We start from the raw sequence: 13,663 nt of genomic DNA, 5'->3' as shown, positions 1-13,663 counted from the left end.
GGGTCTTCGCATAAGGTGAAGCCATGCTTGGCAATCACGAAGCGCTCTGGACGCTGTGGGAGGTCAGTCGCGCGGGGACGCACGCCGCCGCGGCGGCGCGCCTGGGCATCACCGCCTCCGCCGTGGGACAGCAGCTCAAGGCGCTGGAGCGGCACGCGGGCGTGGCGTTGTTCGAACGGGTGGGACGCCGGGCCCGGCTCACCCCGGCGGGGGCGGCGCTGGTCGCGCGGTTGGGAGAGCACCTGCCCGCCCTGGACGCGGCGCTGGAGGAGGCGTCCGAAGCCCAGCGCACGGTGCGCGGCGAGGTGTCGCTGGGGGGGCCCTGGCCCTTCTTCCGCTCATGGTTCCGACCCCGGCTGCCCGGCCTGCTGGCGCGTCACCCGGAGCTGCGGCTGGACGTCCGGTTCGACGTGCCGAGCCGCATCGTGCGGCGGCTGATGGACGGGGAGCTGGACCTGGGCATCATCGGCCTGCTGCCCGAAGCCCCCGGCCTGGAGGTGCGACCGGTGGCGCAGGAGGGCTTCGTGGCGGTGGCCTCCCCCGCCTACCTGAAGCGCTGGGGGACGCCGCGCGGCGCCCGCGACTTCGGGGCGCATCGCTTCATCGCCTTCGACGCCGACCTGGCCATGCTGGCGCCGTGGTGGCGCGCGGCCTTCGGTCCGAAGGAGCGCCCGCCGGCGCAGGTGGTGTGCCGCATCGCCAACCTGGATGAGATGCTGGCGCTGGTGGAGGCCGGCGTGGGCCTGTCCGTGCTGCCCGACTACCTGGTGGAACCGTCGGTGCGCGCGGGCCGGGTCGTGACGCTCACGCCCGAGTCGGCCCGCCGCTCCGCGAGGCGCCCCCGGGGAACGCTCTGGGTGGCGTGGCGCCGGGCGGCCGCGCCCACCGCGCGCTTCCTCGCCGTCCGCCACTGGCTCCTGGAGGGCGGGGGCGAGGCGCCGCGGCCAGCTGGAGGGCGGGCTGTCGCCCTGCCGGTGTGAACGCAGCCGGGGGTGCGCCGCCGTCCGAGCCCTGTCCCTGGCCCGGACCGTGTCCACCTTGGCATCAAGGAGGCCCTTCCATGGCCCAGGACACCCCACCCCCACAGGCCGACCGCGCCCTTCCGCAGCAAGGGGAGCGAGCGCTGCGGCGGCGCGAGGCCCGCCGCACCCAGTCCTACCGGACCTTCCTGCACGAGTTGGCCACCGCCGGAACGATGACGAACGACGAGGCCGAGCGCGCCGCGAGCGCGGTGCTCTGCGCGCTCGAGCAGCGGCTTCTCGGAGGGGAGGCCGAGCAGCTCGCGGACCAGTTGCCGCAGCGGCTGCAGGAGATGCTCTGGCGCTGCGAGCGCCACGAAAGCAGCGGGCCTCCCCTGAAGCTCGACCGCCACGGCTTCCTGGAGATGGTGTCACAGGACCTGGGGCTCGACTCGAGCGCGGACGCCGAACCCATCGTGCGCACCGTGTTCGCGCTCCTGCGCACCCAGGTGAGCGAGGGCGAAGCCGAGGACGTGATGGGCCAGCTGCCCGAGGACCTGCGCGAGCTCTGGCGGCGCCCCGTCTGAATCCGGCTCCCGGGGCCCGGCGGCCACCCGCACTCGCAATCACAGACAACCCAACCTTGGCGAGACACCGCGTGAAGCAATCATTGCCAGCCCCGGGGCGTCAGCGGGTGGGGCAGGACGGACCGCCCGGCCCGTGAACACACCCGTTCTCCCCGCACAAGGGCGCTCCTGGCTCTCCCTTGAGCCCCTGGCGAGGGCTCACGGTTTGGACAAGGTATCAATTCGATGACATAGCTGACTCCAGTTCACGTCGTCGCGCACTTCAGGAAGACGCCGCTCCGCAGGAGGAGTCGGCCCCGTCCGCGCGACACGAAAGAGCTGGCGCCAACATGACCCTCCCCTTTGATGAGAAGCGCTCGCGGCTGGCCGAACTGCTGCGTGGGAAGACCCGTCCGTCTCCACGCGTGGCCGCATCCTCCGGGCAGGAACGGATGTGGCTCCAGGAGCGGCTGTCGCCCGGCAACGCCGCGCTCCACATGGCCGTCGCGGTGCGCCTCTCCGGGCAGCTCGACCCCGTGGCGCTCTCCCGGGCCTTCCAGGCCGTCGTGGACCGCCACGACGCCCTGCGCACCACCTTCCCGGAAGCGGAGGGCCGGCCGCTCCAGCAGATCGCTTCGGACCTCGAGCTGTCCGTACCGGAAGTGAACCTGGGGAGCCTGCCTGAGCCCCAGCGTGAACCCGAGGCCTGGCGCCGACTGCGGGAAGACGTCCGCGTTCCGTTCGACCTGGAGCGGGGCCCCCTGCTCCGCGCGGTGCGCTACCGGCTCTCCGAGGACGAGCACCTGCTGTTCGTGACCGTCCACCACATCGTGTCCGACGGCTGGTCCATGGGGGTGCTGGTCCGCGAGGTGGCGGAGCTGTACCAGGCCTTCGCGTCTGGCCGGCCGTCGTCCCTGGCGCCACTGCCCTTGCAGTACGCGGACTATGCCGCCTGGCAGCGGCAGGGGTCGCAGGGGGACGCGCTCGAAGCGCAGCTGTCGTACTGGCGCCAGCGGTTGGATCCACACGCCGTGCTGGAGCTGCCCTCGGACCGGACGCGCCCCGCGCACCTGGACGTCCAGGGCGCGCGCCACTCCATCGTCCTGCCCCCGGCGCTCACCCAGGCGCTCAAGGAGCTGGGCCTGCGCGAGGGCCGCACGCTGTTCTCCGTGCTGCTGGCGGCCTTCAACGTCCTGCTCCAGCGCTACTCCGGCCAGGACGACCTCGCCGTCGGCACCCCCGTCGCGGGGCGCTCCCGCTCCGAGCTCGAGGGCCTCATCGGCCTGTTCGTCAACACGCTCGTGCTGCGCTCGGACCTGTCTGGTGATCCGTCCTTCCGCCAGCTGCTGGCCCAGGTGCATGACTCCGCCCTGGGCGCCTTCGCCCACCAGGACGTGCCCTTCGAGAAGCTGGTGGAGGTGCTCCAGCCCTCGCGCCGGCTGAACGTCTCACCGCTGTTCCAGGTGATGTTCGTCCTGCAGAACGCGCCCCTGTCCCTCACTCCCCTTCCCGGCCTGCGCATGGACACGCAGCCGGTGGACGTGGGCGCGGCCCGCTTCGACCTGACGCTGGTGGCGTCCGAGGAGGCCCGCGGCCTGCGCCTCACCGCCGAGTACCGCACCGCCCTCTTCGACGAGTCCACCATCGCGCGCATGCTGGGACACCTGCGTTCGCTGCTCCAGGCCGTCGTCCTGGACGCCGGACAGCGTGTGTCCGCGCTGCCCCTGATGGGCGAGGCCGAGCAGCGCCAGGTGCTCCTCGACTGGAACGACACGCACGCGGATTTCCCTCGCGAGGCCACGCTGCCGGAGCTGCTCCAGGCGCAGGTGGAGCGCACCCCCGACGCGGTCGCGCTGGTCTTCGAGGACCGCACGCTCACCTACCGGGAGCTGGACGCGCGGGCCAATCAGCTCGCCCACGCGCTCATCGCGCGGGGCGTGGGGCCGGAGGTCCGCGTCGGCCTCCTGCTGGAGCGCTCCCTGGAGCTCGTCGTGGCCCTGCTCGCCACGCTGAAGGCGGGCGGCGCCTACGTCCCCTTCGACCCCGCCTATCCCGCGCAGCGCCTCACCTGGATGTTGGAGGACGCGCGCCCCGCGGTGCTGCTGGCCCAGGAGCACCTGCTGTCGCGCCTGCCCGCGCAGGAGGCCCCGGTGCTGTGCCTGGACACGCAATGGGAGGACGTCGCGCTCCAACCCCGGCACGCGCCGCCACCGCGCGCCACGCACGACAGCCTGGCCTACGTCATCTTCACCTCGGGCAGCACGGGCCGCCCCAAGGGCGCGATGAATGCCCATGGCGCGGTGGTGAACCGGCTGCTGTGGATGCAGCAGGCCTACGACCTGAGGCCCCAGGATGCGGTCCTGCAGAAGACGCCCTTCAGCTTCGACGTGTCCGTGTGGGAGTTCTTCTGGCCCCTCATGACGGGCGCGCGGCTCGTGCTCGCGCGGCCCGGGGGACACCAGGACCCGGCGTACCTGGCGCGGCTCATCTCCGACGCGGGCATCACCACGCTGCACTTCGTGCCCTCCATGCTCCAGGTCTTCCTGGAGGAGCCGGGGCTGGAGGCATGCACGTCGCTGCGCCGGGTGGTGTGCAGCGGCGAGGCCCTGCCGCTGGAGCTCGCCGAGCGCTGCCTGCGACTGCTGCCAGGGGCCCGGCTGCACAACCTCTACGGCCCCACGGAGGCCGCGGTCGACGTCACCGGGTATGAATGCGTGCGCGGCGAGTCGCGGCGCTCGGTGCCCATTGGCCGGCCCGTGGCCAACACGCGGATCCGCCTGTTGGACGCGCACCTGCGGCCCGTGCCGGTGGGCGTGCCGGGGGAGCTGTTCATCGGCGGCGTGCAGGTGGGGCGCGGCTACCTGGGCCGCGCGGAGCTGACGGCCGAGCGCTTCATCCCGGATGGCTTCAGCGACACGCCGGGCGCGCGGCTGTACCGCACGGGCGACGTGGCCCGCTGGCTGCCGGACGGCGTCATCGAGTACCTGGGCCGCGCCGACTTCCAGGTGAAGGTGCGCGGCCTGCGCATCGAGCTGGGAGAGATTGAAGCCACGCTGGAGCAGCACCCCGCCGTGCAACAGGCGGTGGTGGTGGCCCGCGAGGACGCGGCGGGCGACAAGCGGCTGGTGGCCTACGTGGCATGCCGCGGCGGCGCGGAGGCGGTGGACGTCCGCGCGCTGCGCTCGCGCCTGCACGAGAAGCTGCCGGAGTACATGGTGCCCTCCGCCTTCGTGCTGCTGGACGTCCTGCCGCTGACGCCCAGTGGCAAGGTGGACAGGAAGGCCCTGCCCGCACCAGAGGCTCAAGCCTCCACCGCCGGGTACGTCATCCCGAGCACGCCCACCGAGGAGAAGCTCGCGGCCCTCTGGGCCCAGGTGCTGCACGTGCCCCGCGTGGGCGCCACCGACCACTTCTTCGAGCTGGGCGGACACTCGCTCCTGGCCACGCAGTTGGTCTCGCGCGTGCGTGCGGCCTTCGGCGTGGAGCTGGCCCTGCGCACCATCTTCGAGGCCCCGACGCTGGAGGGCCTCGCCCGGCACCTCGACGCGGCCAGCACGGTGGAGCCGGCGCCCGCGTTGCCGCCCCTGGTGCCGGTGCCGCGCCTGGACGCCCCGCCGCTGTCCTTCGCCCAGCAGCGACTGTGGCTGATCGATCAACTGGAGCCCGGGACGGCCACCTACAACATGCCCGTCGCCCTGCGGCTGTCCGGGGCGCTGGACGTCGAGTCCCTGCGCCGGGGGCTCGAGGCGCTGGTGCACCGACACGAGGCCCTGCGCACCACGTTCCGCGACGCTCCCGAGGGCCCCGTCCAGGTCATCGCGCCGCCGTCCGTCCTGACGCTGGACCTCACCGACCTGCGCGCCCTCCCCCCGGAGGAGCGCCAGGCCGAGTCACGCCGCCGCGCCACCGCCGAAGCCCTTCGCCCCTTCGCGCTCACCACCGGCCCCCTGCTGCGCGCGGCCCTCCTGGTGCTGGAGGAGCAGGAGCACGTGCTGCTCCTGACGGTCCACCACATCGTGTCCGACGGCTGGTCCCTGGGCGTGCTGGTCCGCGAAGTGGCGGAGCTGTACCAGGCCTTCGCGTCTGGCCGGCCGTCGTCCCTGGCGCCACTGCCCTTGCAGTACGCGGACTATGCCGCCTGGCAGCGGCAGGGGTCGCAGGGGGACGCGCTCGAAGCGCAGCTGTCGTACTGGCGCCAGCGGTTGGATCCGCACGCCGTGCTGGAGCTGCCCTCGGACCGGCCGCGCCAGGCGATGCCCGACGGACGGGGGGCTCGCTACGAGTTGCTGTTGCCCCTTCCGCTCGTCCAGCGCCTCAAGCTCATGTCCCTGCGCGAGGGCCGCACGCTGTTCTCCGTGCTGCTGGCGGCCTTCAACGTCCTGCTCCAGCGCTACTCCGGCCAGGATGACCTCGCCGTCGGCACCCCCATCGCGGGGCGCTCCCGCTCCGAGCTCGAGGGCCTCATCGGCCTCTTCGTCAACACGCTCGTCCTGCGCTCGGACCTGTCTGGTGATCCGTCCTTCCGCCAGCTGCTGGGCCAGGTGCATGACTCCGCCCTGAGCGCCTTTGCCCACCAGGACGTGCCCTTCGAGAAGCTGGTGGAGGTGCTCCAGCCCTCGCGCTGGCTGAACGTCTCACCGCTGTTCCAGGTGATGTTCGTCCTGCAGAACGCGCCCCTGTCGCTCGTGCCGCTGCCCGGCCTGCGCATGGACACGTTGCCGTTGGACGGCGGCGTGGCCCGCTTCGACCTGACGCTGGTGGCGTCCGAGGAGGCTCGCGGCCTGCGCCTCACCGCCGAGTACCGCACCGCCCTCTTCGACGAGTCCACCATCGCGCGCATGCTCGGCCATCTGCGCTGCCTGCTCCAGGCGGTCGTCCGGGATGTGCGGCAGCCCCTGTCCGCGCTGCCCCTGATGGACGAGGCCGAGCAGCGCCAGGTGCTCCTCGACTGGAACGACACGCGGTCGCCCTTCCCCGCCGAGACCTCCATCCACCAGCGCTTCGCGGACCAGGCGCGCGAGACGCCGGATGCGGTGGCCGTGGTTTTCGGTGACGACAGCCTCACGTACCGGCAGCTGGATGAGCGCGCCAACCAGCTCGCCCATGCCCTCATCGGCCTGGGCGTGCGTCCGGGCACTCCCGTGGCCCTGGGCCTGGGGCGCTCGCTCGACCTCATCGTGGCCATCCTGGGTGTCCTCAAGGCCGGCGCCGCCTACGTCCCGCTGGAGATGAGCTACCCCCACGAGCGCCTCGCCCTGCTGCTGGAGGACTCCGGCGCTCCCGTGCTGGTGACCCGCTCCGACTGGGAGTCGAGCCTCCCGTCGTTCTTCGGCGCCACCCTGCTGCTGGACGACGAGGCCCCTCTCCTCGCGCGCAAGCCCACGCATGCGCCCGCAGTGCCCTCGTCGGCGGACAGCCTCGCCTACGTCATGTTCACCTCCGGCTCCACCGGCCGGCCCAAGGGCGTCATGGTGCCCCACCGCGGCATCGTGCGCCTCGTGTGCGGCGCGTCCTACTTCCGCTTCGGCCCGGAGCACCGCTACCTCCAGCTCGCTCCCACTGCCTTCGACGGCTCCACGATTGAGATTTGGGGCGCGCTGCTGCACGGGGCCCAGTTGGTGCTCGCGCCGCCGCATTCCCTCTCGCTCGAGGAGCTCGCGGCCTTCTTCCGCCGCCACGCCCCCACCAGCGTCAGTCTCACCACGGCGCTCTTCGAGCAGATGGCGCTCCACCAGGGTGAGACCCTGGCGCAGGTGTCCCAGCTCATTGTCGGTGGCGACGCGATGCCCGCCGAACGTGCCCGTCAGCACCTGGCCAGGCTGGCTCCCGGCTCGGTGCTCATCAACGGCTACGGTCCCACCGAGAACACCACCGTCTCCACCACCCACGTCATGCACCCGGCGGCTTCCGTCGGGCATGCGGTACCCATCGGCAAGCCCATCGGGCAGTCCACCGTCTACGTACTGGACGCGGCCCTGCGGCCCGTGCCCGTCGGCGTGGCCGGAGAGCTCTTCGTCGGTGGCGCGGGCCTCGCCTGGGGCTACCTGCGCCGCCCCGACCTCACCGCCGAGCGCTTCGTTCCGAGCGCCTTCTCCTCCACGCCCGGTGAGCGCCTCTACCGCACCGGCGACAAGGCCCGCTGGCGCGCGGACGGCACGTTGGAATTCCTGGGCCGCACCGACTTCCAGGTGAAGCTGCGTGGCTTCCGCATCGAGCCCGGCGAAATCGAGTCCGCCCTGCTCCGGCTCTCCGGCGTCTCCGAGGCCCGCGTACTCCTGCGCGAGGACGTGCCCGGCGACAAACGCCTCGTCGCCTACGTCGCGCTCCCTTCCGGATCCGGTGGACCGACGCTGGACGCCGCGGAGCTGCGAACGCACCTCCAGCAGCAGTTGCCTGGGCACATGGTGCCGTCCGCCTTCGTCGTGCTGGAGGCCCTGCCCCTCACGCCCAACGGCAAGGTGGACAGGGAGGCCCTGCCCGTCCCCACCACGGCCACGCTGGAGCGGGGACGGTACGTGCCCCCGACGACGCCCACCGAGCAGAAGCTCGCGGCCCTCTGGACCGAGGTGCTCCGCGTTCAGCGGATCGGCGCGGAGGACGACTTCTTCGAGGTGGGGGGCCACTCGCTGCTGGCCACCCAGCTCGTCTCGCGCGTGCTCGCGGCCTTCGGCGTGGAGCTTCCGCTGCGCTCTGTCTTCGAGGCGCCGACCCTGGCGGCGCTCGCCCGGCGCATTGACGAGGCCGGGCCCCGGGCTTCCCTGCCGGAGGGGCCTCCGTTGACGCCAGTTCCTCGCACGGAGGATCTGCCGCTGTCCTTCGCGCAGCAGCGGCTGTGGCTGATTGATCAGCTGGACCCCGGAAGCCTCGCCTACAACATCCCCACCGCCTTGCGGATGCAGGGTGCCGTGGACGTCGCCGCCCTGGAGCAGGCGTTCCGCGCCCTCATCGAGCGGCACGAACCCCTTCGCACCACCTTCGCCCCACGGCAGCCCGAGCCCGTCCAGGTCATCCACGCCACCGTCGACTTCTCCCTGCCCGTGGTGGACCTGAGCGCTCGGGGGGAAGCAGCCCCGGAGGAGGCGCGGCGCCTGGCGTCCGCCGAGGCCCTGTGCCCCTTCGACCTCGAACGCGGACCGCTGCTGCGCGTGCAGTTGCTGAGGCTCGCGCCCACCGAGCACGTGCTCCTGCTGACGATGCACCACATCGTCTCCGACGGCTGGTCCATGGGCGTGCTCGTGCGCGAGCTCGTCGCCTCCTACGAGGCGCTCCGCGAGGGTCGGTCGCCCCATGAGGCCCCCCTGCCTGTCCAGTACGCCGACTACGCCGCCTGGCAGCGCTCATGGTTGCAGGGGGAGGTGCTCGAAGCGCAACTGGGTTACTGGAAGCAGCAGCTCTCCGGCGCTCCCGCCCTGCTGGAGCTGCCCACCGACAAGCCGCGTCCCGCCGTGCAGTCCCAGCGCGGTGCTTCCCTGCCCGTCCACCTGCCGCCTGCGCTCTCCGAGGCGCTGTCTGACTTCTGCCAGCGCGAGGGCGTCACGCCCTTCATGGCCCTGTTGGCCGCCTTTCAGGTGCTCCTCTCCCGCTACTCTGGCCAGGAGGATGTCTCGGTAGGATCCCCCATTGCCGGCCGCATCCGGGGAGAGACCGAAGGCCTCATCGGCCTGTTCATCAACACCCTCGTGCTGCGCTCCCATGTCGCGCCCGACGCATCATTCCGTCAGCTGCTCCAGCAGGTGCGCGACACCACCCTCGCCGCCTACGAGCACCAGCACCTGCCCTTCGAGAAGCTCGTCGAGGAGCTGCAACCCCAGCGCAGCCTGAGTCACTCGCCCCTCTTCCAGGTCATGCTCGTGCTGCAGAACGCGCCGGCTGCGGCGTTGAGTCTGCAGGGTCTCTCCTTCCAGCCCCTGGAGCAGGACTCCGAGTCGACCAAGTCCGACCTCACCCTTTCCTTGACGCAGACGCCTGAGGGCCTCACCGGCACGCTGGGCTACCGCACCGACCTCTTCGAGCCGTCCACCGTCGCCCGCATGGTCGAGCACCTGGGCATCCTCCTGGAGGCCGCGCTCGCTTCGCCGGAGAGGCTTGTCAGTGAGTTGCCGTTGCTGACGAACGCCGAGCGGAAGCTGCTGCTCGAAGACTTCGTCTCTACTGATTCGCCCCTTCCCCAGCCTCGCAGCGTGCACTCCCTCTTCGAGCAGCGGGTCGCCTTCCATCCGGATGCCCCCGCAGTGGCCTGCGACGGACAGGTGCTCACCTACGGGGAGCTGGACGCTCGCGCCAACCAACTGGCCTGGCACCTGCGCTCGCTCGGCGTCGGCACCGACTCGTGCGTCGCCCTCTGCCTGGAGCGTTCCGTTGAAACCGTCGTCTCCCTGCTCGGCGTCTGGAAGGCCGGCGGCGCCTACGTGCCGCTCGACCCGAACCAGCCCGCCCTGCGCTTGCAGTCCCTCGTGCAGGAAGTCGCCGCTCCCGTCGTCGTCACGGTGGCGCGCCACGCTTCCGCGTTTGCCTCTTCCAGCGCGCACGTCGTTCGTTTGGATGTGGACGCCTCACTGCTTTCCCGCCTGCGCACCGACGCGCCTCCGGGTGAGGCACTCGCGGACTCCCTCGCCTACGTCCTCTTCACCTCCGGCTCCACCGGCAGGCCCAAGGGCGTCGCCGTCGCCCACTCGCAGCTCTCCTCCTACGTCGCCTCGGTGACGCAGCGGCTTGGGCTGGAGGCCTGCTCAAGCTTCGCCCTCGTCTCCACCTTCGTCGCGGACCTGGGCAACACCGTCCTCTTCCCTGCCCTCACCACCGGCGGCCTGCTTCACGTCCTCTCCCAGGAGTGCGCTTCCAGCCCCGCGGCCCTCGCTGACTACTTCGCGCGTCACCCCATCGACTGCATGAAGGTGGTGCCTTCGCACCTCGCCGCATTGCTCACCGCGCCTGAGCCCCGCCACGTCCTGCCTCGTAAGCGATTGGTGCTCGGCGGTGAGTCCTCCACCTGGGCCCTGCTGCAAACCGTGCACGCTCTCGCTCCGGACTGCGAGGTGCACAACCACTACGGCCCCACCGAAACCACTGTCGGAGTGCTCGCCGGCCGCGTGCAACTGCCCGCCTCGCACTCCGCTTCGACTTCCGTGCCCCTGGGCTGGCCCCTGGCCCACTCCCGACTCTACGTCCTGGACGCTTCACTGCGGCCCACGCCCCTGGGCGTCCCGGGCGAGCTCTTCGTCGGTGGCGCCCAGGTGACTCGCGGCTACCTCGCCCGCCCTGACTTGACGGCCGAGCGCTACGTGCCCGACCTCTACAGCCCCGCTCCCGGCGCTCGCATGTACCGCACGGGCGACCGCGTGCGCTGGCTGCCCGACGGCCGCATGGAGTTCCTCGGCCGCACCGACTTCCAGGTGAAGGTGCGTGGCTTCCGCGTCGAGCCCGGTGAAGTCGCCACCGTGCTGCGTTCGCTTCCCTTCGTGCACGAGGCCGTTGTCGTCGCGCGCCAGGACTCCCCCGGCGATGCCCGCCTTGTCGCCTACGTCGTCGCTGCGAATGGACAGGCGAAGCTGGACCTTCCAGCCCTGCGCGCCTCGCTCCAGCAGCGGCTGCCCGAGTACATGGCGCCCTCCGCCTTCGTCGTGTTGGAGGCCCTGCCCCTCACCCCCAACGGCAAGGTCGACCGCAAGGCCCTGCCCGTTCCCGACGCCACCTCCTCCTCCACCGGATACGTCGCCCCGAGCACTCCCACCGAGGAGCTGCTCGCCTCCCTCTGGGCCGAGGTGCTGCGCCTTCCCCGCGTGGGCGCCACCGACCACTTCTTCGAGCTGGGCGGCCACTCGCTGCTGGCCACGCAGCTCGTGGCTCGCGTGCGCGCGACCTTCGACGTGGAGCTGCCCCTGCGCTCCGTCTTCGAAGCGCCGAGCCTGACGGGCCTCGCGCGACGCATCGATGACGCCAGGGCGCGGGCGTCCGGGCTTCAGGCTCCGCCCCTTGTCGCGATTCCGCGCACGGGGGAGCTGCCGCTGTCGTTCGCTCAGCAGCGGCTGTGGTTCCTGGATCAGCTCCAGCCCGGGTCGGCCACGTACAACATGCCGTACGCCCTGCGCCTGGAGGGCGCGGCCGACGTCTCCGCTCTGGAGCACGCCTTCCGCGAGCTGATCCGCCGTCACGAGTCCCTGCGCACCACCTTCCATGCGCGCGCAGGCGAGCCCGTCCAGCGCCTCCACTCCACCGTGGACTTCTTCCTGAACAGGGTGGACCTGGGGCACCTCACCGAGGACGCACGTCAGGTCGAGGCGCAGCGGCTCGCCGCCGCTGAAGCGCTACATCCCTTCGACCTCACCCGTGGCCCGCTGCTGCGCGCCTCGCTCCTGAAGCTCACCGAGCATCAGCACGTGCTGCTCGTGACGCTGCACCACATCGTCTCCGACGGATGGTCTCGCGGCGTGCTCGTGCGCGAGGTGGCCACCCTCTATTCAGCCTTCGTCCAGGACAGGCCTTCACCGCTTGCCGAGCTGCCCCTGCAGTATGCCGACTACGCCGTCTGGCAGCGCGCGTGGCTGCAAGGCGAGGCGCTCGAAGCGCAGCTGGGCTACTGGAAGCAGCAGCTCTCCGGCGCTCCCGCCCTGCTGGAGCTGCCCACCGACAAGCCTCGCCCCGCCGTGCAATCGCAGCGCGGTGCTTCCCTGCCCGTCCAGCTTCCGCCAGCGCTCTCCGCGGCGCTGACCGACTTCTGCCGCCGCGAAGGCGTCACCCCCTTCATGGCCCTGTTGGCCGCCTTCCAGGTGCTCCTCTCCCGCTACTCCGGCCAGGAGGATGTCAGCGTCGGTTCTCCCATCGCCGGCCGCACTCGCGCGGAGACCGAGGGCCTCATCGGCTTCTTCGTCAACACCCTCGTGCTGCGCTCGAACGTGCAACCCAGGGCTTCGTTCCGCCAGTTGCTCCAGCAGGTGCGCGACACCACCCTCGCCGCGTACGAGCACCAGCACCTGCCCTTCGAGAAGCTCGTCGAGGAACTGCAGCCCCAGCGCAGCCTGAGCCACTCGCCCCTCTTCCAGGTCATGCTCGTGCTGCAGAACATGCCTGCCACGGAGCTGAGCCTCTCCGGCCTGTCCTTCCGGCCCCTGGATCAGGACTTCGAGTCGACCAAGTTCGATCTGCGGCTCTCGCTGACGCAGACACCTGAGGGCCTCACGGGAGCCCTGGGCTACCGCACCGACCTCTTCGAGCAGTCCACCGTCGCTCGCATGGTCGAGCACCTGCGCATCCTCCTGGAGGCCGCGCTCGCTTCGCCGGAGAGGCTTGTCAGTGAGTTGCCGCTGCTGACGAACGCCGAGCGGAAGCTGCTGCTCGAGGACTTCGTCTCCACGGAGGCGCCGCGTCGCCAGCCTCTCGCCGTGCACTCCCTCTTTGAGCAGCGGGCGGCTCTGAATCCTCACTCGCCCGCCGTGGCTTGCGACGGTCAGGTGCTCACCTACGGGGAACTCGATGCACGTGCCAATCAGTTGGCCTGGCACCTGCGCTCGCTCGGCGTCGGCACCGACTCGTGCGTCGCCCTCTGCTTGGAGCGCTCCGTTGAAACCGTCGTCGCCCTGCTCGGCGTCTGGAAGGCAGGCGGCGCCTACGTACCGCTCGACCCGAACCAGCCCGCCCTGCGCTTGCAGTCCCTCGTGCAGGAAGTCGCTGCGCCTGTCGTCGTCACGGTGGCGCGCCACGCTTCCGCGTTTGCCTCTTCCTGCGCGCACATCGTTCGCCTGGATGAGGACGCCTCACTGCTTCCGCGCCTGCGCACCGACGCGCCTCCGGGTGAGGCATTGGCGGACTCCCTCGCTTACGTCCTCTTCACCTCCGGCTCCACCGGCAGGCCCAAGGGCGTCGCCGTCGCCCACTCGCAGTTGTCCTCCTACGTCGCCTCGGTGACGCAGCGGCTTGGGCTGGAGGCCTGCTCAAGCTTTGCCCTTGTCTCCACCTTCGTCGCGGACCTGGGCAACACCGTCCTCTTCCCCGCCCTCACCACCGGCGGCCTGCTCCACGTCCTCTCCCAGGAGTGCGCCTCCAGCCCCGCCGCCTTCGCCGACTACTTCGCGCGTCACCCCATCGACTGCATGAAGGTGGTGCCTTCGCACCTCGCCGCCCTCCTCACCGCGCCTGAGCCCC

Annotated in this window: 3 protein-coding genes; all 3 read left to right on the top strand. The window is 71.3% G+C overall.

Annotated elements, in window-relative coordinates; genetic code table 11:
* Positions 1-23 precede the first annotated feature (23 nt).
* Entirely contained in the window at positions 24-980 is a 957-nt protein-coding gene (locus D7V93_RS01275; protein WP_120641582.1) for a LysR family transcriptional regulator, read from the top strand.
* 80 nt (positions 981-1,060) lie between these two features.
* Positions 1,061-1,546 (top strand): DUF2267 domain-containing protein, encoded by a 486-nt coding sequence (locus tag D7V93_RS01270; protein ID WP_120641581.1) that lies wholly within the window; start codon positions 1,061-1,063, stop codon positions 1,544-1,546.
* Positions 1,547-1,875: 329 nt separating this feature from the next.
* Positions 1,876-13,663: non-ribosomal peptide synthetase (locus tag D7V93_RS01265; protein ID WP_120641580.1), on the top strand; the 11,788-nt coding region annotated here is incomplete at its 3' end.

This window comes from Corallococcus llansteffanensis (assembly GCF_003612055.1).
In the GTDB taxonomy this organism is placed as follows: Bacteria; Myxococcota; Myxococcia; order Myxococcales; family Myxococcaceae; genus Corallococcus; species Corallococcus llansteffanensis.
This window is presented reverse-complemented; position numbering and strand designations above follow the sequence as displayed.

Coding starts and splice junctions, on each gene's coding strand:
- D7V93_RS01275 (WP_120641582.1), top strand. CDS start 24: ATGCTTGGCAATCACGAAGCGCTCTGGACGCTGTGGGAGGTCAGTCGC.
- D7V93_RS01270 (WP_120641581.1), top strand. CDS start 1,061: ATGGCCCAGGACACCCCACCCCCACAGGCCGACCGCGCCCTTCCGCAG.